The 20,856-nt window shown below is 36.2% G+C and carries 19 protein-coding genes; 8 read left to right on the top strand and 11 right to left on the bottom strand.

Annotated elements, in window-relative coordinates; translation table 11 throughout:
* The first annotated feature begins 12 nt into the window (after positions 1–12).
* Positions 13–777, top strand: a complete 765-nt coding sequence (locus CES88_RS03755) for a 3',5'-cyclic-nucleotide phosphodiesterase (RefSeq protein ID WP_290731145.1) — start codon at positions 13–15, stop codon at positions 775–777.
* Here CES88_RS03755 and CES88_RS03750 read toward each other — a convergent pair.
* Positions 774–3,104 carry a hypothetical protein gene (locus CES88_RS03750; protein WP_290731143.1) on the bottom strand — a complete coding sequence of 777 codons (2,331 nt, stop codon included), beginning with the start codon at positions 3,102–3,104 and terminating at the stop codon, positions 774–776. The genes CES88_RS03755 and CES88_RS03750 overlap by 4 nt on opposite strands.
* A gap of 241 nt (positions 3,105–3,345) precedes the next feature.
* Between CES88_RS03750 and accD the strand changes: the two genes are divergently transcribed.
* Genes accD through CES88_RS03715 form a run of 7 tightly spaced genes read left to right on the top strand, consistent with a single transcriptional unit; the run spans position 3,346 to position 10,547 of the window.
* Positions 3,346–4,194 (top strand): acetyl-CoA carboxylase, carboxyltransferase subunit beta, encoded by an 849-nt coding sequence (gene accD / locus CES88_RS03745; RefSeq protein ID WP_290731140.1) that lies wholly within the window; start codon positions 3,346–3,348, stop codon positions 4,192–4,194.
* A gap of 6 nt (positions 4,195–4,200) precedes the next feature.
* Positions 4,201–5,424, top strand: coding sequence for a Mur ligase family protein (locus CES88_RS03740; protein WP_290731137.1), 1,224 nt, complete (start codon positions 4,201–4,203; stop codon positions 5,422–5,424).
* The gene (locus tag CES88_RS03735; RefSeq protein ID WP_290731134.1) at positions 5,381–7,771 is read left to right on the top strand and encodes an OstA-like protein; all 2,391 of its coding nucleotides are present in this window, start codon (positions 5,381–5,383) and stop codon (positions 7,769–7,771) included. Before CES88_RS03740 ends, CES88_RS03735 begins: the two co-directional genes overlap by 44 nt.
* Before the next feature lie 2 nt (positions 7,772–7,773).
* The gene (locus CES88_RS03730) at positions 7,774–8,346 is read left to right on the top strand and encodes an aminodeoxychorismate/anthranilate synthase component II (protein WP_290731131.1); all 573 of its coding nucleotides are present in this window, start codon (positions 7,774–7,776) and stop codon (positions 8,344–8,346) included.
* A gap of 8 nt (positions 8,347–8,354) precedes the next feature.
* Complete coding sequence (locus CES88_RS03725; protein ID WP_290731128.1) at positions 8,355–9,020, top strand: hypothetical protein; 666 nt, start codon at positions 8,355–8,357, stop codon at positions 9,018–9,020.
* A gap of 58 nt (positions 9,021–9,078) precedes the next feature.
* The gene (surE, locus tag CES88_RS03720) at positions 9,079–9,858 is read left to right on the top strand and encodes a 5'/3'-nucleotidase SurE (protein ID WP_290731125.1); all 780 of its coding nucleotides are present in this window, start codon (positions 9,079–9,081) and stop codon (positions 9,856–9,858) included.
* A gap of 35 nt (positions 9,859–9,893) precedes the next feature.
* A complete protein-coding gene (locus tag CES88_RS03715; RefSeq protein ID WP_290731122.1) occupies positions 9,894–10,547 on the top strand; it encodes a M23 family metallopeptidase in 654 nt (217 codons plus the stop codon).
* Between the two features lie 2 nt (positions 10,548–10,549).
* Here the strand turns inward: CES88_RS03715 and CES88_RS03710 are convergent, their stop codons facing one another.
* The 10 genes from CES88_RS03710 to CES88_RS03665 form a co-directional block, all read right to left on the bottom strand.
* Positions 10,550–11,143, bottom strand: a complete 594-nt coding sequence (locus CES88_RS03710; RefSeq protein ID WP_290731119.1) for an exonuclease domain-containing protein — start codon at positions 11,141–11,143, stop codon at positions 10,550–10,552.
* A 1-nt stretch (position 11,144) separates the two neighbouring features.
* Complete coding sequence (locus tag CES88_RS03705) at positions 11,145–12,014, bottom strand: hypothetical protein (protein WP_290731117.1); 870 nt, start codon at positions 12,012–12,014, stop codon at positions 11,145–11,147.
* A gap of 60 nt (positions 12,015–12,074) precedes the next feature.
* Positions 12,075–12,323, bottom strand: coding sequence for a 2Fe-2S iron-sulfur cluster-binding protein (locus CES88_RS03700; RefSeq protein WP_290731115.1), 249 nt, complete (start codon positions 12,321–12,323; stop codon positions 12,075–12,077).
* Positions 12,311–13,564: a hypothetical protein gene (locus tag CES88_RS03695; RefSeq protein WP_290731113.1), complete on the bottom strand. Its 1,254-nt coding sequence runs from the start codon at positions 13,562–13,564 to the stop codon at positions 12,311–12,313. Before CES88_RS03695 ends, CES88_RS03700 begins: the two co-directional genes overlap by 13 nt.
* Complete coding sequence (locus CES88_RS03690; protein ID WP_290731111.1) at positions 13,557–13,922, bottom strand: hypothetical protein; 366 nt, start codon at positions 13,920–13,922, stop codon at positions 13,557–13,559. Before CES88_RS03690 ends, CES88_RS03695 begins: the two co-directional genes overlap by 8 nt.
* A 235-nt stretch (positions 13,923–14,157) precedes the next feature.
* The gene (locus CES88_RS03685; RefSeq protein WP_290731107.1) at positions 14,158–14,778 is read right to left on the bottom strand and encodes a 3-oxoacid CoA-transferase subunit B; all 621 of its coding nucleotides are present in this window, start codon (positions 14,776–14,778) and stop codon (positions 14,158–14,160) included.
* The gene (locus CES88_RS03680; protein WP_290731104.1) at positions 14,778–15,473 is read right to left on the bottom strand and encodes a 3-oxoacid CoA-transferase subunit A; all 696 of its coding nucleotides are present in this window, start codon (positions 15,471–15,473) and stop codon (positions 14,778–14,780) included. The genes CES88_RS03685 and CES88_RS03680 overlap by 1 nt, the downstream gene beginning before the upstream one ends.
* Positions 15,473–16,657: an aminotransferase class III-fold pyridoxal phosphate-dependent enzyme gene (locus tag CES88_RS03675; protein WP_290731101.1), complete on the bottom strand. Its 1,185-nt coding sequence runs from the start codon at positions 16,655–16,657 to the stop codon at positions 15,473–15,475. Before CES88_RS03675 ends, CES88_RS03680 begins: the two co-directional genes overlap by 1 nt.
* A gap of 9 nt (positions 16,658–16,666) precedes the next feature.
* Positions 16,667–17,770, bottom strand: coding sequence for a C45 family peptidase (locus CES88_RS03670; protein WP_290731097.1), 1,104 nt, complete (start codon positions 17,768–17,770; stop codon positions 16,667–16,669).
* Positions 17,770–20,826, bottom strand: coding sequence for an aminotransferase class III-fold pyridoxal phosphate-dependent enzyme (locus tag CES88_RS03665; protein WP_290731093.1), 3,057 nt, complete (start codon positions 20,824–20,826; stop codon positions 17,770–17,772). The genes CES88_RS03670 and CES88_RS03665 overlap by 1 nt, the downstream gene beginning before the upstream one ends.
* Positions 20,827–20,856: the final 30 nt, after the last annotated feature.

Genomic DNA, 20,856 nt, shown 5'->3' with positions numbered 1-20,856 from the left:
TAAGGAAGAAAAATGTTAGTACGAATTATCGGTGGTCATGGTGGAGTTTCACCAGGCTATAGAGCGACAAGTTACCTAATAGATGGCAAACTACTTATTGATGCAGGCTCTGTGGCAAGTGGTATTCAAATCCCTGAACAAACCATGATCGATAATATACTTATTTCACACTCTCATTTAGATCATATTTCTGATTTAGCTTTCCTTGCTGATAATTGTTTCGGGCAAAAAGGGAGACCTTTTGAGATACATACGGTTAAGGGAGTAAAAGACTCAATTATGACTCACTTATTAAATGATGTCATTTGGCCTGATTTTACAAAACTACCAAGCGCGAAGAATCCAACATTACACTTTAATGAATTAGAATCAGAAAAAGAAGTAACAATTGGAGAATATACAGTTACACCAATTCCTGTTAATCATGACGGTCCTGGGCATGGATTCATAATAGAGAGAAATGGATCGTGTATTGTCTTTACTCAAGACACTGGGCCGACTGATAGAATCTGGGAAATCGCTAAGACGAAGAAGAATCTAAAAGCGATATTTACTGAAGTGAGCTTTCCAAATAATATGATGCAAGTTGCTCTTGATTCAAAACATCATACTCCAAGCACAATGATTGAAGAGATTAAGAAAATGCCTGGTGATGTTCCAATATTTCTAGGACATCTTAAGCCAAATTTTCAAACTCAACTTTTTAAGGAAATAGAACTCATTGGAAATGAGAGGATATCTATTCTAGGCTCAGATGATACTAGTTATGTTTTCTAATTAAAGCCTGGTGTAATATAAGGCTGTGATGGTGGTAGAATTAGTGGTTGCTGCATAGGTGGCATATACTTTGGAGCAAAAACTTTCTTTTCTTCCTTAGGTGTACAATCTTTTTTCTTCTTTGAGCTAAATGGATCGCTGTCCTCGTCTTCATCTTCTTCACAGTCCTCATCTTTCTCTTCTTTCTTTTCATCTTTCTTGAGTTTCACAATTCTATATTGAGCAGATACGAATTCTTTGTCTCCAACTTTAAATGTTGCAGTGATTTTAAAGTCCTTATCTTTCCTCTTTGTTTCAAGTTTGTCTCCAGATGCACCACAGCTTTCTCCGTCGCACTTCCAGCTATATTCGCCTTTTAGGTCTTTGAAAGCATCAGTAATTGAGGCCTTGAGTTTTACAGTTTCCTCTGTCTCTTTATTGTCACCATCTTTTTCAATATTTACTGCGAGTTTATTTTCAACCTTTCCAGTTCCACAAGTCTCTTCTGCACAGACTTCGTAGGATATACTATCAAACATATTGACGATTATTTCTTCTCCAGTTTGCTCGCTTGCAGTCTCGCCAGTTTTTATTTTCCACTTTATCTCAGGAGGTTGACTAAAGCCTGAGACTGTTGCTGTAAGTTTAGTTTTTACAGCTGCAATATCATTTGTAGTTGCGACTTCAATTGCTCTTGCCGGTAATTCTTTTAATATGAGATCTACTTCTCCTGGAGTTGGAGCAGTTGCAGTATCCTCTGGAATACTGTGCTCTATTAGTGCGAAAGATACTTTCGTAGGCGATGTTATTTCAGTTGTAATTTTACAGCTTAACTTAAATGTATCCTCTACATTTTCTTCACATGCAATACCTTCTGGAAGAGTCCACTCAACTTTTGCATTTTTAAGTTCTTCACTATTTAAGTTGGCCGCTTCTCCGTCTTTATTAAGGGAGAGAGTGATGTGATTCTTGTCATTTGCAACTGAGAAAGCGTATATAGCTTTTTCTACAGGAGCTGGAGCTATAAGAGGTTCTTCAATTGGTGGCTCACCACACTTTATATTGTACTTGGAACCATTTCCATTTAAATCTCTTTCGTAGCCAGGGCTTCCAATTGTAAACATCTTGACTTGTCCTCCAGATTTATTTGTAAAATCAAGAGCTAGTGGAAGCTTTAATTGCTCTGGAGAAAGTTTAACTTTATTGAAAGTTACTTTTTCAGAAAAAGTTTCGAAAGTTTTATTTGATTGCTCATCGTCTGAGAAGTTTTCATTATTTATAATATCGAATTTATGACCACCAAAGAGAGAGACTGACCAATCTTCGTTATCTGCTCCTGGAATATATTTAAAGTCCATATCCATTTTTATAGAGTACATTCCAGGTTCATTTTCATCAGGAATGATCTTACAACTCGGTATACTAAATTGAGCGCCAGCATAGTGAACTGAAATTGGATTTTGTATGAAAGTTGCATCTGGGTCTTCCATTTTTGAAAGAATCGTTTCCGTGTTTAAGATTAAGTCTTGTGAAGGAGAGTCGAATGGATTTAGAAGACTACACATTCCTGTGTTCACTCCTGTTGGGCGAAGAAATTGATGGCAGTCTTTAGACATATTCTTTGCCATTGCGAGTATTTCTTCTTTTACATCTTTGATGGCCGCATTAACATCAGAATTATAGATAGATATTTTCTTTCTAGAAAATTCCTTATCGACATTAACTTGATTATCATTTCTATCGAAGAATCTTCTCTGATAGAAATTTCTAGCAACATCACCTACAAAGAGTCCCCAGCCATCAACTTTTCTTCCATGTGCTCTGAAGTTAAATTTTGATAGAGCGTCTTTTTCATAATCTTCAATATGGTACTTCTTATCTTCAAGGCCCTTAGAGAAGAGAATGAGAGCATCTAGTTTTCTCTTTGTGGCATTCTTGGACCCGGCCATTGAGGACTGATCTTTATTAGTAGCGTTTTGAAAAGGAGTACTAAAGTCTTTAAGTTCCTTCATCACATCGCTTGCACTCATTGAGTATTTAAGGTTTTCATTTATATAGCTATCAATTCGTCCTTCTAGCTTCTTTAACTCTTCTTCATTTCCATCAGCGAAAACATTATGGGCGTAGGCAAGTTTTTGAAAACTTTGACCAAGTACCTTTTCCGCAAGGTCTTTAGCTGAGGAGTTCTTTTCATTTAAGAGTTCATTTACTTTTGACTGATATTCTTGGCTACATTGCTCTTTAGTCGAGGCGTGTATATTAAAATTAAGTAGAGAAAATAGAGAAAGAATTAAGCTTGCGCTTAATAATTTATTAAAATTAATAGGATTTAATAAAATTCTCTTCATTTCTTTGATTCTACCTCAACATACTTATCGGCTTAAATGAGAAATAGTTTAGTTAAATGATCAGTTTTATATTCGTTATAAATTAAGATACTTGGAAGCTTTAAGGGAGGACTTCAAAATTCTACTAAGTAGCCAAAAATAGATGGCATTGTCACTTAGCGTCTAAAAAAAACCTTGTCTAAAGAGCTAGCAGATATCATCATGCCTTATCACTATATGAATTAAATACGGAGATTCCTTTATGGGTTGGTTTGATACGGTTCAAAACCCGAAACTTAAAAGTGCTAAGAAAGTTTCAACGAATACGCCTTCAGGGCTTTGGAAGAAGTGTACAAATTGTGCTGAAATTGTTCAGAGTGACAAGTTAGATGAAACATTCCAAGTATGTCCTTACTGTGATCATCATTTTAGGTTAAGTGCTCATGAGAGAATTAATCTTCTTATTGATGAGGGAACTTTTGAGTATCACTTAGAAGACATCACTTCATCTGACCCTCTAGAATTTACTGATAAGAAATCATATAAGAATAGATTAAAAGAAGCCTATGATAAAACTGGTCTCTATGATGGAACACTCTGTGGTACCGGAAAAATTGACAAGAAAGAGGTCGCACTCTGTGTGATGAATTTTCAATTCATGGGTGGCTCGATGGGAGTAGTTACAGGAGAGAAAGTTGCTCACGTAATGGATATTGCTCTTGAAAAGAAAATTCCAGCTATTGTTCTTTGTTCGTCGGGTGGAGCACGTATGCAAGAAGGAATTCTCTCTCTCATGCAGATGGCGAAGACTTCAGCGGCCAGACAAAAACTTAAGAATGCAGGTATTCCTTTCATTTCAATTCTTACAGATCCAACAACAGGTGGGGTTGCGGCTTCGTACGCTATGCTTGGAGACATCAATATTGCAGAACCTAAGGCCTTAATTGGTTTTGCTGGACCTCGTGTGATTGAACAATCGATAAGACAAACATTACCACAAGGTTTTCAAAGATCAGAGTTTCTCTTAGAGCATGGTTTTGTGGATAGAATTATTCATAGACATAAGCTTAAGGAAGAACTTAGCTACTTTATAGATTTCTTTCAAAATTAAGAGTTGATGAGTTACGATAAACTCAAAGATGATTCAATAGATGAGCTGCTTCAAGGTTTTTTTGGAGCAGAGTTCTTCAATCCCAAGCATGCTGAAGTTAGTCAGTACTTCGTAGACTTTAATAAGATAATTAAAGCATCAAAATGTAAGATCATTACAATTGCCGGAACAAATGGAAAGGGACAAACTGCTCATTATATAAATGACTATTTGACTAGTATTGGAAAGTCATGTGCTCTTTGGACTTCTCCCCATGTTTTGAGCGTGACAGAGAGATTTAAGTTTGGTTCAGAATACTTATCTCACCTTGAGTTAGAGGAGACTTTTAAGAAGTGCTATGTTGAAGATCAGAAGATGAGCTACTATGAATTTCTTCTCTTTAGCTTTTGCTCTCTCTGTGTTGAAAGAAATCTAGATTATATCATTTTGGAAGTAGGACTGGGGGGTAGGTTAGATGCAGTTAATTTCTTAGATGCTGATTACACTTTACTCACATCAATCTCAAAAGATCATGAAGAGTTTCTTGGAAGTAGCCTAAGTGGAATTCTAAAAGAGAAGTTGGGTATTTGTAGAGAGAATTCTCCTCACTTCTCTTCTCTTGAGCAAGCATATCTTCGTAGTAAGCAAGTAAGTTATCTCTCTAGAAAGAAGAATCTTATAGATTTATTTAAGAGCGGAACTATAAGGGAAGAAGATAATTACTTTCTTAGAAATAAATTACTCGCATCATACTTTATAAATACTCTTCTTGGCCGTGATCTCTCTAGGGAGTCCTTGCTTCTGCAAATTAATGAATTTGTGTGCAGTGTGACAAAGGGGAGACAAGAAGAAGTGACAATTGAGAATATTAAGTTTATCTTTATAGGTGCTCATAATGTTGATGGAATTAGAAAAATGAGAGATTACTTTCTTTCCCAAAGAAGTGGGAATAGAAGTAGTATTCTCTGTGCTTTTTCTAAGAGAAAGAACGAAGATATCATGGCCAGCTTAGAGATTATTAAGTCAGCACCCTGTCTCTTTGAGTCGATTAACGTTACGAGCTTTGAACATCTAAAAGCACTACCTCTTGAATCAATTCCAAATGTTGAAGAGGTTACAATCACTGAGGATTGGAAGAGCTATTTAGATAGCATATTAAATTGTAAGAAAGGGCAATGGATTGTCACTGGTTCATACTACTTCATTGGTGAAGTTCAAAAATATCTTAATTCTCGCTATAGTATTCTTTAGCCTTGAATCTGCATGCGCAGAAAAACGCGTTAACTTCTCTTTTGGAAATAAAGTTCAGGTTCTTTCTGACAAAGCTTATAGGCGAACAAAGAATAATGAATTTGAAGCGGTTGGAAATGTCATCATTAACCACGAAACGAATTCTATCTATGGAGAAAAAGCTTCTATTTCTTTTAAGACTGGAGATGCAGAAGTCTTAGGTAATGTTCGCTATATCAGTAGTGATATGACTGTCTTTGGCTCAAAGATGGAGTACAATTTTACGACATCATACTTAGGCGTTTATAACGGAAAAATAATTAACTCTAATTACACTGTTGTTGGGAAGTATCTTGCTAAAATTTCTGAAAATGTCTTCATAGGAAGAGAGGCCGAGTACACTACATGTAGAGACTGCCCAGAGTCTTGGAGTATCTTAGGGAAAGAAGTCGAAATTACAAAGAATGAATATATTAGAATCAAGCACGCTTATATAAAAGTTAACGGCGTTGTTGTGATGTATCTTCCCTATATCGTTCTTCCCATAAAGAAGGACCGTGAGAGTGGTCTCTTATTTCCAAAAATTAAATTTGATTCAGACGAAGGGGTTCACTTTGGAATACCTTACTTCTGGGCAATGAGTGAGCATAATGATTTGACTTTTACGCCAATGATGCGTGGAAAGAGGGGAGTCAGTGGTGAGTTGCAATTTAGACAGGCCCTTAGAGGAGAGTCGTGGTTAGAGCTCAATAGTATTGGAGTAAATGACAGAGTCTGGGCTCCTAGAAAAGATGATTATAAAGTAAGTGGGGGGCATTCTCAGAGAATTGGCGGAGACCTTGAAGTTCACTCTTTCTTAGATAATTTTGTAAATTTTCACTCTTATATTAGTGGCATGAGTGATTTAGACCAGGCAAGAGATTTGCAAAGTTTCTATGATGACCGCATTAGAAGCTCTGATCTTGGAATTGAATCTTTTTTAAATATCTATAATTCCTACTTTGATTTTGGTGTTGAAGTTGATTTTAAGAGAAACCTACTCTTTGATAATTCAAAAGGATTTGATCATTCCTATATTCAAACACTTCCAAGGGTAAATTTTAACTCTATACCATTCTATCTTTGGCAAGGAGATTTCTTTGGTGGGAAGAGTTTAAGTTTTCAGTGGAAGTCTGAAGGCGCCATCTTTAAGCAAAATCATTTCAATGAAATAAATAATATTCGAAATGCAACTCGTATAAATATGAAGCCAAAAATCTTATGGGACCTTGGATATTTAGGTCCTGTGAATTTTAAATCTTCTGTTTCTATGGATAGGCAAGAATATTGGTTTTCGAAGGAGAAAACAGATAAGAGATTTGTAAAAAGTGGTTTTGTTTATGAGAACGAAGCATCCTTTGAAATTAGTAAAATATTTGGTCTCTCTTATGATGAGAATATTCCGCTCGAGAGAATTGATCTTAAGAAATCGGAAGGACTTAATATTGAAACAAAAAATGAAGATATTAAATTTGAAGGACACGTTGGCAGTGTTCCAAGGATTAATGAATCCTTCACAGAGGATCAGTATAAGATTTCAAGAAATAGCTATCGTTACTCACAAGTATATAAACTAAAACACTACTATCTTGCAGATCAAAAGCAAAAGGGAAGTCAGAAGTTCGCTAACCAAATTGAAAGTGGTATTGGACAATTTGATTCAAATGACTCTGTTCGAGAAAAGGAATTTGAACTCTCACATGTTTCTTCTAGAACATCACTTCCTGTTTCAAATACTCTAGAGTTACAGTGGTCGAATGCTCTCATAAAGAAGTACCCAAAGAAGTTTAATGTCTTTAGTGATGGCAAATACCTAAGAGATAATTTCTCTTATAGTAAGATCGCCTATTTTGATGTTTCTCAGGGAATTGATTTAAATGCAAACACTGAGAATACTTTAGATAAGCTTACTCGTCTGTATGTGGGAACGGGATTTTCTCTCAGTAATTTCTCCTTTTCCTTATCAGAATACTTCTATCATCAAAATAATGAACATATTTTTGATCTTGGGCTAAGCCATTCCTTGGAAAGATTAAATTATGGAGTCTCTTTTAGATACGATTCATTTACAACACCAATTAATAAGACAGTAGATCTCACTGGTGGAATTAAGATAAGTGATTTATTTGATCTCAATACAAGATATAGTTACGACATTGATCAAAAGAAAGTGAAAGAAACTTATTTTCAGCTAATTTATTCACCTCTTAATAATTGTTGGAAATCTGATATTTCTTATAAGACGACAGAGATTGAAAATTCTATTGCTTTTAATTTCTATATTAACTTTAACGAAAATAAATTCTATTCCTTCTCTGGCGGAGAGTAATCTTGAGAGTTGTAATTATTGATTTTGAAGATAGTTTCACTTTTAATATTTACTCAATGATTAAAGAGTTAGAGATAGAGGCCTATGTTGTTAATTATAAAAACTTTAACGTTGATCTATTATCTGAATTTTCACATATTATTCTAGGTCCAGGACCCGGAAGTATTCTTGACTACCAGGGATATTTTCCTTTAGTAGATAAGCTTATTTTAGATGCTCTTGGGCAGAGGATAAAGCTCATTGGAATTTGTCTGGGTCACCAGCTTATTCACAATAGACTTGGTAGGGAAGTTTCCCGTTTAGAAAACCCTATCCATGGGCAGAGTATCGAGTTCAGTTTTCCAGACAGTAAATACTTGACTAAGGGGCTCCGGAACAAGAATGTTTCACTCCAGTTCTATAATTCGTGGGGCGTGGTAAATGGCCCGTGTAATCTAGACTTTGAACTTGAAATTTTTGGGACTTCTGATGAAATACTGGCCAGCTTCTCTAAGAATATAACTACTTATCAATTTCACTGTGAATCAATTGGAACTTCTTTCCAGAAAGAGTTATTCCATCAATTTCTTGTATAATAGATGAGATGGATAAAAAAGTTAAGGTCTGCGGGATCTATGACAAGAGAACTATTCAAAGATTAAAAGAAATTGGCACAGATCAATTCTCTTTTGATTTTCGCGCGCGAAGCTTTAATTTCCTTCAGCAGCATTCCTTTATGAGTCTCCAGGAAGAACTTTCCTTAGATGAAGGCCTTTATCTACAATTTGAAAATGAAGCCGATTTTGTCATAAAGAAAATTTTAGATGATCTCTCTAATAAGAGAAATTTAAAGAATATTTTCTTAGAATTTTCAGATCTACAGAGCGCTGACTTCTATGATCAATTTGAAGTGCCTTATATTTGGCATTACAATTTTGAGTATAAGAATTTTGATTCAATCGTTAACTCTAAGTATGCCAGCGGACTTGTTTTAAAGTTTTCAGATCTCTTGAAGCTTCACGAAGACGGCGTTCTACATAACTTCTGCAATAATTTTCACTCACAGTTTATTAAGCATCTTTCTAGAGATGACTTCAGCCTTATCCTGGAGCTGGACTGGGATAGTAATTTATTTTCATCGATTTCAAAATACTTTGATTTTGATCTCATTTCTATTCCGATTAGTAATAAAGTTGAAATATGTTATAGAAATGTTGACTTAGCAAAAGTTCAAACTCATGTTCAATACTTAAAGACTTTATCCCTCTAGTCTCCCTTTACAAATCATAGATTATTAGCAATATTGCTCCTAGATTTAGGAGATCATAATGAGTTTAAATATTGTAATTAGTAATGATGATGGAGTTTACGCTCCTGGGATAAATATTCTCTTTGAAGTTTTATCTGAAATTGCAAATGTCACGATGGTTGCTCCTCTTGAAGAGCGCTCTACTACAGGCCATACTCTGACTCTTGATCATCCTCTTAGAGTTGTAAAGATTAAAGAAAATATTTACGGTTGTAGTGGTTACCCTGCGGATTGTGCTTTAATGGGATTTGGTCACTTGGTAGAGAAGTCTAAAGTTGATCTCTTTATTTCTGGGATTAATAGAGGCGCAAACCTGGGACAAGATATTTACTACTCTGGAACTGTCGCAGCAGCTAGAGAAGCAACTTTCCACGATATTCCAAGCATCTCTGTAAGCTCTGCTATGGATTTCGCTTCAATAAAGAAACCTAACGATGAGTACTTTTATACAGCAGCTAGATTTATTAAGAAGTTAGTACTAGCTAATATCCATGAATATATCTCTCCTATGACAGTTATTAATGTAAACGTTCCAGAGGTGATGGAAGAAGAAATTAAAGGAGTAGAAGTTACTCATCTTGGATTTAGAAAGTACTCAGAGAACATTGACAAGAGAACTGATTTTAGAAATAGAGAATACTACTGGATTGGTGGTAACTATAGCGGTCATAATAATGACATCGGATCAGATTGTTCAACTATAGATGAGGGAAAAATTTCCCTCACCCCCCTAAATTTACTAGCACAAAATACCGAAGAGCCTAAAAAGTGGAGAGAATTCTTAGAGTCAATGGACTAAGTATTCGAAATCTCATAACTTTTTAGGAGAATGTTTTGAAATTTTATGTCATTTTAATGGCGCTCGTAGTTCTCAGCTTTTCTTGTTCCCACATGGGAAGTGGACAATATGTCCAAATAAGGAAAGGTGATAATTACACTAAGCTCGCTAAAGAATTCAATGTGGATAAATGGCTTCTAGAAGAGGCCAATAATAAGAAGGCACTTCGTGTAGGCGAATGGTTCTTTGTTCCATTAGAACGTGGGCTCATGGGAGCTAAGAGCGTTAGAATGCCTGCTAGTACGGCCCAGTATATGGCCAGTGGAAGATATATATGGCCTGTACCTTCTAGTTCAAGAATTAGTTCTGGTTTTGGGAGAAGATGGGGAAAACATCACGATGGAATAGATATTCCTGCTAGAAGTGGCGCTCACATTGTTAGTGTCGATGCTGGAGTTGTTGTCTATTCTGGTAAAGAACTTGGTGGTTACGGAAATATTACTGTCGTTGCACATAAGAATGGATTGTTTTCAGTTTATGCTCACGCAGCAAAGAACTATACAAATAAAGGCCAAAAGGTTCATAAGGGACAAGTTATTGCCCTGGTAGGAAGTACTGGGCGCTCAACTGGCCCTCACCTACACTTTGAAATCAGAAGAAACTCTAGGGCACTAAATCCAAATAGTTTTGTAAGTTATAAGGCCAAGTAAGACTACTTCTTTACTTGCTCCATTATCAGTAGATAGAGCTTAGCCGTGTTGACAGCATCTTCAAGTGCAGTATGAGCAACATCACCCATCTTAAAGTGTTTCATCAGGCCTGAGCCACTATGACAGGCCTCTGGAAGAAGGTTCATATCACATAAGCTTCTTACAACACTAGATAGGTCTAGCACTTGGTGATGGAAGTGTTCACGCATAAAGTTCCAGCCTAGGTCTCTATTTAAGAAAGGAAGATCGATGGCATTCATAGACTTTCCAAAGAGAACAATTTTATCCCTTTCTGATTTACCAAAGTACTCGATAACTTCTTCATCGTGTAAGTATTGTTCTAGATCATTCTTAAATACTTGAAGATCTTGTCCTTCCTCATGTGCTTTCGTTATCAATTCTTGATTGTGGTCGATAACCCATTTGTCTAGTCTTGGTTTTAGCTCTTCAAAACTTGGACACTTGATATACCAATTTCTCTCTAGGTGGTGGGCGATCTCCCCTGTTTCTGAGCAAAAAGGAACCATTCCAAATTCTATCATATAGTCATTTTCAGCAAGACCTGTGGCCTCTATATCAAAAGATAAGTATTTCATTCTATTTCCTTTTTAATTCAGCTCTAATTGGGCAGTGGTCACTTACATTATTAAAGCTATCCCCAAGTTCTGATTCGCTAGAGATATGGCAGGTATTAATTTTACAGTGCTCTCTATTTGAAAAATCAATTCTCTCAAATTTATTAGCAAGCTTTGTAGAGATGAGAATATGGTCTAATAAGCTTGGATAGTAGAGTCCGTCAGAGATACCACCCCACCAGTAGCTTGAACACTCAACTTGAGATGATGAATGAGTAAGCTTATTTCTCTCAACAAAATTTTGAAAATACTCACCACTTTCTTCAAAGTATTGTGTTGTATTAAAGTCTCCAAGGATGAAGTAATTATCTAAGCTTCTAATAACTTCTTGAATATAATTAATTTGTTCTTTTCTAAAGTTGATATCACTTATATTTGCTCCGGCCTTTAAGTGAACAAGAAGTGCCCAAGTTTTTTCAGATGTTTCCCTACTTTCAATTCTGATTTTTAGAAGAGGACGAACCCCTGAGTTACAATTCTCACCACCAGTTATACCCAGGTCTTCTTTTGAATCTAGGACTTTAAATTTTCTTGAATCATAGACAAAGTTTAGCTTCTGTCTGCCGTAGCCTCCACATTTAGAAATAATCGATTTGTGATTGGGAAGATTTCTTTGAAGGATTCTTTTAAAATTTTCAGTATCAACAATTTCTTGGAAGGCGAAAATATCTGAGATGTTTTCTTTTAGAATTTTCTCTAATGAATTTGGATTCGTTGAGTATGGTCCATCAACTTCAAAATTTCGAATATTGAAGCTAGATATTGTCATGGCGTCTGTTATGTTAATACAGAACAGAGATATTGTGATTGCAATAATCCTTAACATTTTCAAAAAATACATCCTTGTATAAGGATATTCTAGAGAACTTAAAAACTATCTGCCAAGGGATATTTATAAATAACTGATGTAAATAGTGGGTTTTTCCCAGTTGTAGATATCTTTTACTAGCTTAAAGCAGCTTAGGATATTCTCATTGATGACGCACTTCTTACAAATACCTTCTCCCATGCAAGAACTTGCAACGGGGATTTTATTTTCTTGTAGAAATTCGAGAATAGTTTTTTCTAAATCACTTTCTTTGAGTGTAATTTTCTTTATTTGTGTATGTGAGGCCTGGCCGAAAATAATTACTTCAAGCATGATTTATAATTTGGAACTCTGTCATCAATTAAAAGAGAGCTTTCTTTCTTATTTTTATAGTGAATCCATACATTGCCTAGATTGGATTTATGATAAATTGGAAAGCTAGTGTTCAAGAAAGTTTGTGTCTGTAGAGTAGTCGATCTATCTGATTCATAGACCATTCGTTCAGGGTTTAAAAGAAAGAGATATCTTGGAAATTCTAACATCGCTAAGACTTCGTCAACTGTACTTGCTCCGGCAATATTATACTCAATCATATTAAATAAATGCTGACCACTGTCGCGACCTTTGGTGGAGATCATTGTGAAGTTGGAGTTAGGTGTTTTAATGAAGCAGACAGCTTTCTGCGTTCCTAGGTCTTTTGGTGGGAATGTGTAAGTCGTAGAATAATTCTTTTCTAGATTAGGTCTTTGAGAGCTGATTCCAAGAAATGTTTCTCCCTTGTAAGAAATAGAATATGAATGAGAGTCATTACCTGCATTCTTATCAATGAGATAGACTGCATTTTGATAAATACGCATATCAAAATTACAATTTGCAACTCTTCCTTTTCCGATAGTGAAAGAGAAGAGGTGAGTATTAAATGAATTATTCTTATAAGCCGCTTGACTCACTATTGGCCAAATTTTGAAAGTTCTAAGACCTTCTCCTGGTCGAAGGACTTGATCTCCCTTAAAGAAGTATGTCTCTAGAAGTTTGTTACTTGAAAGGGCTCCCTTATTATTTGTTAAAAGAGTGGCAAGTTCTTTGTCAACAGATGTTTGGTAGGGAGAGAGGTCATCCGTTACTCTGGCTAAATACTTTAGAGACCTCTTGGATTTATATTTTTTAAGTAAATCCTTTAAAGAGTTTAAAAAGAGATTTGGATCTTTATTAATATTTAAATTATAGCTGCTATAAAAAGGCTTCTTTGAATTAGAGTCAATAAATTGTAGGTTTGATCCAGGAGAGACTTTGTCGGGTCTGATATACATTTGAACAAGAGACCAAATGACGAAGACATCTATTGGCTGAAGTCTATGTTTTTTTGCCGCAATTACTATTCTTTCTTCAAATAAGTTTTGATCACCACTGGTTGAAGTCGCAAGAGTTAGTTCATCATTTTTTAAATGGCAAATCCTGTCTTGTAAGTTCTTTTTAAAAACTATTTCTTCATCGGGCTGATCTAGTTTTATAAAGAGTCCGCAACTAGTCAGTAAGGGGAGAATAATAAAGAGGCCGCTAAATTTCTTAATCATTTAAATGGTAGAGACCATCAATTACTTCCTGGTCCGCTTCTTCTTGTTGGTTGATAGAGAACTCTGCCAGCTCATCTTCTACGAAATTTAGAGAAGCCGATTGTTTCTTAAGTGACTTTACAATAACAACTATCCACATTCCCGACTGTTTTGAGTTGGTATTGGCTTGAGTTGAGAAATTTATTATTTGAAAACCTCTATTAATAAAGGTGTAGAAAATCTTATCAAACTCTTTCTCTCTATAGCCAATCTTTCTCATAGGAGGAGAGGGGACATAGAAGGTAAACGATTGTATTTTGTAGTGACTTGGAAAGAATAGTTCTCTGATTGAATGATAGAATTTTTGGAATGGACCCATAATGACACTACTTATTTAATTTGTTCTTACCTTAATAGAATAGTAGGAATTTAATTTTTGTCAATATGATCAGACTATTTGATGCTACTCTCTGGAAAGAATTGCCTAGAAAAGTTTTTACTTATTTTTTTTTGAAAACAGGTTATACTTAATTTGTAAATGACAGGAAGTCAATTACGTATGAGGCAGGATGCCGAAAGAAGGGGCCACTTTGCAGGGGGCCCCTTTTTTATTTCTACTGATAAATTTCTAAATCTTTCAAGTCTTCTCTTTTTACACCATTAGCTAATTTAATAATTTCAAATTTTCCACCAATCGGTTTAAATATTCCAAAGTCTGTAACGACTATATCAACAACATCTACACCTGTAAGGGGAAGCGAGCATGTTGAGAGAAGTTTAGATGATCCAGTCTTACTAAAATGGGACATCATGACAATAACGCAGCGAGATCCGTTAACAAGATCCATTGCTCCACCCATTCCAGTTACTTTCTTCCCAGGGATCATCCAATTTGCAAGAGATCTCTTTGTATCGACCTCCATTCCTCCGAGGACACAGTAATCTATATGGCCACCTCTAATCATTCCAAAGCTGAGTGAGCTATCAAAGAAGCTTGCTCCTTCTTTTATTGAAATCGTTTCTTTTCCAGCATTGATAAGTGTAGGTGAGACCTCGTCTTTTTTCGGGCGACCTTTAACACCAAGGACTCCATTTTCAGAATGAATCATTATTTCTAATTCCTTCGGAATATATTGGGCCACAAGAGTAGGAAGACCAATTCCTAGGTTTACAGAACTTTGAGGTTCGAATAATTCAATTACTTCTTTTGCCATTTCATCGTTAGTCCAAGTCATTACTCTTCCTCAACTTTTAAAAATTCAATATCATTCTTATAATTACTTCCTTGGAAAATTCTCTGAACAAAAATTCCTGGAAGGTGAATATCTTCAGGAGGAATTTCACCAAGTTCAACTAATTCTTCAACCTCTACAATTGTTGTCCTCGCGGCCATGGCCATAAGAGGAGAGAAGTTTCTCGCCGTTTCTTTAAACCAGAGGTTTCCGTACTTATCTCCCTTTTGCGCCTTGATAATGGCAAAGTCTCCATGTAGAGCTGTTTCAAGAATACAAGGCTTATCAAAGTCCTTAGTTTCTTTACCTTCTGCCACAAGAGTTCCATATCCTGTTGGAGTGTAGAAGGCCCTTATTCCAAGACCTGCTGCTCTAATCCTCTCACTAAACGTTCCTTGAGGGACTAATTCTACTTGAATACTTCCATCTAACATTTGCTTCTCTAAATCAGGATTACCTCCGACGTAAGAGCAATATGCCTTAGATATTTTATTTTGAACTAGAATTTTAACTAGGCCTCTTCCAGAGTTTCCAATATTATTTGAAATCACTGTGAGGTTATTGATATTAAGCTCTGCTATGGCATCAATGCAGTTCTCTGCAATTCCACAAAGACCAAAGCCTCCACTCATAAGGCTTGAGCCTGAAGAAATATCAGCGCAGGCGAGAGCTGCGTTCTCATATACTTTTGTTTTCATCAATTTACTTCCTTTAAAATGGTGTAGATTCTTCCTAGGAGAGTTTTTAATTTACTAGGAGAAATGATAAAAGGGGGAGCAAGGACTAATCTATTTCCTACCATGGCCACAAGAATTTCTTTTTCTGTAAACTCTAAGAAATTAGGTTTTTCTTTTAAGTCGATTGCCATAAGTAGACCTACCTGTCTTACTTCTTGTACGTTGCTTAGTTTTTCTAGTTTTTCTTTACTCTTTATTAATTCATTTTCAAGCAGATTAAATTCTCTTTTAAAGCTTTCTGTTTCAATCGCATCCATCACAGCATTCATGGCCGCTAGACCTAGAGGGTGAGCGTAATTAGTGAGTCCACAAGAGAGTATTTTATTGTCATAGAGTTTTGAGATCTTCTTTGATGTCCAGACAGCTCCAAAAGGAATGTATCCTCCAGTAATAACTTTTGCCATGCAAATGAGATCAGGTCTTATAGAGAAGTGCTGAAAACCAAAGTGCTTTCCTGTTCTTCCAAACCCACAAACGACTTCATCAAGAATTACTAGAAATTGATATTTAGACTTTAGTTTATTTAAGGCCTTCCACCAAGAGTTTGGGGCACTGAAAACACCATTGCCCCCAATAATTGTTTCAATACAAATGGCCGCAATCTTCTCAGCTCCAATCTTTTGAATTAATTTTTCAAGGGCCTCTGCCTTTGGATCATCTATTGGATCAGGAATTCTCTTGGTCCAATTATCAATTGTTCTATGTTCTTTATTTCTCCAGTCTCCAGTGACACTGAGTGCTCCTAGGGTTGCTCCGTGATAGGAATTTTCTCTGGCGAGAACGATACTCTTTCCCGTAATTTGCCTCGCAATTTTTAAGGCGTTTTCTACACTCTCTGCTCCCGAAATGGTGTAGAAGATCTTACCTGGAAGGCCTATGAGATCGAGTAGTTTATTAGTCGCATTGACTTTTAAATCAAAAATACCTTTAGGGGTTGAAATAGGTAGGCTGTCCAATTGCTTCTTTATCGCGTTTGTAATTGGTTTGTAGGAGTGACCAAAGGCTGCTTGATAGCTTGTTGATGAGAGATCATATAATTTCTTATCACTACTTGTTATATAGTATGAGCTCTTTGCGCCCTTAATATCTATCTTGAGAGCATTTTTCTGAGCTGTCCATGTAAGATAGAAGGGATAGTTATTCATTTCTTTTACTCAACTTTGTTTTAAAGTGAAGGATTTTTCTTCACTATTTAATTGATAAGTGTACTCTTTGTAATTTGAATCATACTCTGGGCATCCACGCCAAAATTGAATTTCACCAGAACTTAGATCGGCCATTCCACCGCCACAGGTCTGTGAAGGATCTCTGGCTCCACTATCGTAGTGAGAGCAAATTGATAATGGCATTCCTTCGTGACATTGAAGGAGTTTCTTTAGTTGAGCACTATCTGTTACATTCTTAACTTTCTGTTTTAGAATATCGTATCTTGCATGACTTGTAGCACTTACATTCTTAGCACTCTCAATCTTTGAGACATTTGCTCCTAGGCAATGATTTGTGTGGAAGGAAGAGCCAATCTCTCCGTCTCCATGGGCATGAACAAGGTCTTTTTCGGTTGGAGTTATTTCCCAGTGTTCTGCACCTTTAGGGGTGGAGATTAAGTAATTATGTCCTGAAGTTATTGGAGCATCTAAGAGAATGTCGCGCATTTGACCAAGATTCTTTCCTTCAAGAGTTTTTCTTACAAGGGAAGGCCAAATTAAACCAACCTCTGCTCTTGTGGTGTTAATATTATTTACACCAACCAGACAATTATCAGTATTAATTCCCATCAGTCCTACGCAACCAGTAACAGTTAAAATGAGACTCTTACTTGCAAGTTCTGTTTCTGGTACTTCGATGACACAGAGATAATTCTTAGCACTTGAATGCATATCCCAAGTTTGGCCACTTAGAATGTTTGATTCATTTTGAACTTGGATTGTTGAACAGCCTTGATCGGTGAGTTCTATATCTCTAAAGTCAGTATAATTATTTAGTATTACTATATCAGTGAGAGAGAGATTACTGCCTTTGGCTATTCCCTCTAATTCTGTCGCAGCATCACCACAGTATTTAAGCGTTTGCTCATACTGTGCTTGTGCCATTGGAAGTAGGTGATTAATTAAAGAAGGATTTCTCTTTAACATTAACTCTTTTCTAATGAGAAATAACTCACCAATGGCCTCTCTATATTCTTCTCCGTGACTTATACCCCAGTCCTTGTAAGAATTTCCTTTTTGATAGTGAAGTATTGGAAAGTCGCAATCTTTCATTAGATATCTTCCTTGATAAATTCCCTCATCGCAGAATAGCTTGGGTTAACAATGAAGCGGTTGCCTTCTCTGGTGAAGTATCTCTTTAATTGTACTGAAATATTTCCAATGAAGTATCCACATCCATTTTCTATTTCCATTTCTTCTATTTGATATTCTTCAAGAAGCTCCGTTAGTTTATTTGTAAACTCAAGACGTGTTTGAATAAAACTTGAAAGATCGTTGTTAATACTGCTTACGGCCTTGTTGTAATTAGAAAGTGAGAACTCGTCTCCGTCCCAAGTACTTATGAGCATAAGTGGCTTTGCTAAGAAGTTTTCCTTCTTCATGAAGCAAAGTCCGGCCTGTCCTCCTAGAAAGGCCATGGCCGCATCAGGCCCTATAGTTTTATTCTTTGAAGCAAAGAAGCTTTCTGAAGAATAACGATAGAAGCTAGAGGCCGTTTCATTGAAGATAACTTTTGCTCCATATTTTCTCGTTACTGTAATGATTTTCTCTATGACCTCTTCTGACAGCTTTGTCATTGTTAGTTGAGTGAGAGGCTCTAGCCACACTGCCATGGTCTTTGTCTTCTTTAGTGTATCTTCTAAGGATTTAAGCACTTCTTCGAGATTATCTTCTGTTGGTTGCTCTAGGTGAGTAACGTTAAAGAAAGTATCACAAGTAGAGCTAAGAGATCTTGCGAGAAAACTTCCTTCTCCAAAATAGTGTCCTTTAAAAGTCACCATATGGTTTGTTTTCTCTTCTTGATTGTACCAAATACTTTTTGCAAGCTTATCTACACATTCTGATTGTCCTGATGTTGTGTAAATATGCTTGAGTTCTTCTGGTAGCTCTGTTTTTAGGGCGCTCAATTGTTCTAGGAATCTTGTTGAAACAAAGTTTGAAAGACATACCTTATTTACGAGGTAGGGGAGTTGTTCAGTTACGTACTCATTTGTGAGGTCAGAACTTCCAAGAGGAGAGTTGATAGCATCACTGAGAACGAGAGAATCTTTCTTGAAAATCGTAGGGCAACTATAATAGAGAACATCTCTGTATTTTTCAAAGTCAGGATAATCTTCGCTCATATACATGATTTCATGAGCCCCCAGAGATAAGTTAATATTTAACATACTTGCGGCCATTCTATCTCGATTTCTTCCATTGATTTTTTCAATATCTTCAATCATCGCAAAGCAAGTGAGTGCATATTTTAAATATCTTCCAACTCCTTTTCCTTGAAGTCTTTTTCCTACAGTAGAGTCAACCATATAAAGAGCATTAGAGTTCTTAAAGTCAGGATCATTTCTTACTCCTCTCTCAAGTGGATTTAAATCAAGAGGGGAACTAAAGCTCATGGCAAGTAAGCTCTCACCGTCAACAATCGCTACAGCAACACCTTTTTCACTAAGAGCACATTGCTCAAACTTCATGATTTCAGTTTGTCTTGCAGGTTCATAAATATCAAGCTGCATTTGGTGAACTTTGTCTTTCCATTTATCAAAATTATTTTGATTAATTCGAAGAATCTGGTATCCAGTCGTTTTCTTAAATAGTTTTTGAATTTCTTCAATGAATACCTCTCCACTTAAATCATCTCCTTGAAAGAGATTTAATTTAGTGAGAAGAAGAAGTTCTTGCCAGTCGTAGATGCTGTCATTAGATCTATTTCTTGTTTCGATTTCACAAATAGCAGCAGATGATTTTCCTTCAAGGATTTCTTGGGCCATCACTTCAAGGCGATTAAAGAGATATTCGATATCTTTCTTTGTAAAACTTGTATTTAGCCTGAATCTAAGAGTCTTATCTCCGGCAGGATAATAGAGTAGTCCGTGAGCAAATCTCTTGTTAATAAATTCAGTGGTAATTTCTGAACTTGGAAGTTCAAAGCCAAAGGCCATTCCATTTGCACGAGGACGAGTGATTTTCTCTGGAAATTTTGCACATAACTTACTCAGTAGATCTCTTGAGGTTTTCTCTAGTGCTTGAATTAACTCTTGAGATTGATCAAGGGCCACCGCGTGGAGATAGCCTCTTATAACTGAAGCCACTTGAAGTTGTTCTCTCTTTTTATGATTTTCTTTTGATAGGACAAGGCCTACTTGAGCTTTTTTAGCGCACACAACGTAGTCTGGAGAAATCTCTTCTCCGAGATCATTTCTTAGTTTGAATTCGCGGTGCCAGAAGAATTCTTTCCCAAGGTGAAAACCTGTTTGCACTTCATCGTGAATAACTGGAATATTGAAGCTGTGTGAGAGTAGAATTAAGGCCTCGTTGAATCTTCCTGAAGCGTATCTATCTCCACCTTCACACTGCATAGGCTCAACGATGACTGCAAAAATATCTCCGGCCTGAAGCTTCTCTCTAACTTCTAAGAGGGAATCAATTTCTTTTGCCACTTGTGAGTCTTTCTTCCAGTCATTTGGAACTTCTAAATCTTTTAAGCTAGCATCGGCCCAAAGGGATTGCCAGCCTTGTGGTGCAAGAGGATTCATCTCATCAGTTTCTAGTTCAGGAAAAGTACAATACGTCGTTTCATGACCTGGCCATTCAAATGGTTCTCTCTTTGTTTTATTCCAAGTACTAGAGAGAGTAATCATCATTCTTCCGTGAAAACTTCCTTCAAATGCGAGAACTTTATTGGCCGACCTATTAACTCTCTTCTCATAACAGTAGCCAAGGGCTATTTCATTGGCCTCTGCTCCTGAATTACAAATTGTTAAATCTAGGTTTTCCCAATTTATTTTTCTCTTTAAAATTTCAGTAAAGGCCTTTCTGATATTTTTAAACTCTGATGAGTTACTGTCATTTGTCCAACTGGATAGGTAGTGTGCAGTCCCAAAGAATACTGAAGGAGAGAAACCAAGGCCTAGTGTTGCAATTTGAGAAGCGGCATCCATTAAGTACTTTGTCTCACCGTTTTCGTCATCAATTGCGAGGAATGGACCAGTAGACTTCTTTAAGTCGGTTAAGTAGTTCTTCTTCTCTGCAGGTATAAATTCATTGTCATAGAATTTATTAAGTAATGCTTTTGAATATTCTTCAGTCTTTGTATTTATTATTGGAAGCTTCATGATGTCCGCCTTAGATAAATATTTTGATAA

The organism is Halobacteriovorax sp. JY17 (assembly GCF_002753895.1).
In the GTDB taxonomy this organism is placed as follows: domain Bacteria; phylum Bdellovibrionota; class Bacteriovoracia; order Bacteriovoracales; family Bacteriovoracaceae; genus Halobacteriovorax.
The sequence above is the reverse complement of the archived record's forward strand: the minus strand, read 5'-3'. Positions and strand labels throughout refer to the sequence as shown.

What these genes read in the sequence shown, in the direction of transcription:
- surE (WP_290731125.1), top strand. Translation starts at nt 9,079, where the DNA reads ATGAGTTTAAATATTGTAATTAGTAATGATGATGGAGTTTACGCTCCT.
- CES88_RS03670 (WP_290731097.1), bottom strand. Translation starts at nt 17,770, where the DNA reads ATGAAAGATTGCGACTTTCCAATACTTCACTATCAAAAAGGAAATTCT.
- CES88_RS03740 (WP_290731137.1), top strand. Translation starts at nt 4,201, where the DNA reads ATGAGTTACGATAAACTCAAAGATGATTCAATAGATGAGCTGCTTCAA.
- CES88_RS03700 (WP_290731115.1), bottom strand. Translation starts at nt 12,323, where the DNA reads ATGCTTGAAGTAATTATTTTCGGCCAGGCCTCACATACACAAATAAAG.
- CES88_RS03685 (WP_290731107.1), bottom strand. Translation starts at nt 14,778, where the DNA reads ATGACTTGGACTAACGATGAAATGGCAAAAGAAGTAATTGAATTATTC.
- CES88_RS03665 (WP_290731093.1), bottom strand. Translation starts at nt 20,826, where the DNA reads ATGAAGCTTCCAATAATAAATACAAAGACTGAAGAATATTCAAAAGCA.
- CES88_RS03750 (WP_290731143.1), bottom strand. Translation starts at nt 3,104, where the DNA reads ATGAAGAGAATTTTATTAAATCCTATTAATTTTAATAAATTATTAAGC.
- CES88_RS03690 (WP_290731111.1), bottom strand. Translation starts at nt 13,922, where the DNA reads ATGGGTCCATTCCAAAAATTCTATCATTCAATCAGAGAACTATTCTTT.
- accD (WP_290731140.1), top strand. Translation starts at nt 3,346, where the DNA reads ATGGGTTGGTTTGATACGGTTCAAAACCCGAAACTTAAAAGTGCTAAG.
- CES88_RS03710 (WP_290731119.1), bottom strand. Translation starts at nt 11,143, where the DNA reads ATGAAATACTTATCTTTTGATATAGAGGCCACAGGTCTTGCTGAAAAT.
- CES88_RS03725 (WP_290731128.1), top strand. Translation starts at nt 8,355, where the DNA reads ATGGATAAAAAAGTTAAGGTCTGCGGGATCTATGACAAGAGAACTATT.
- CES88_RS03675 (WP_290731101.1), bottom strand. Translation starts at nt 16,657, where the DNA reads ATGAATAACTATCCCTTCTATCTTACATGGACAGCTCAGAAAAATGCT.
- CES88_RS03755 (WP_290731145.1), top strand. Translation starts at nt 13, where the DNA reads ATGTTAGTACGAATTATCGGTGGTCATGGTGGAGTTTCACCAGGCTAT.
- CES88_RS03680 (WP_290731104.1), bottom strand. Translation starts at nt 15,473, where the DNA reads ATGAAAACAAAAGTATATGAGAACGCAGCTCTCGCCTGCGCTGATATT.
- CES88_RS03695 (WP_290731113.1), bottom strand. Translation starts at nt 13,564, where the DNA reads ATGATTAAGAAATTTAGCGGCCTCTTTATTATTCTCCCCTTACTGACT.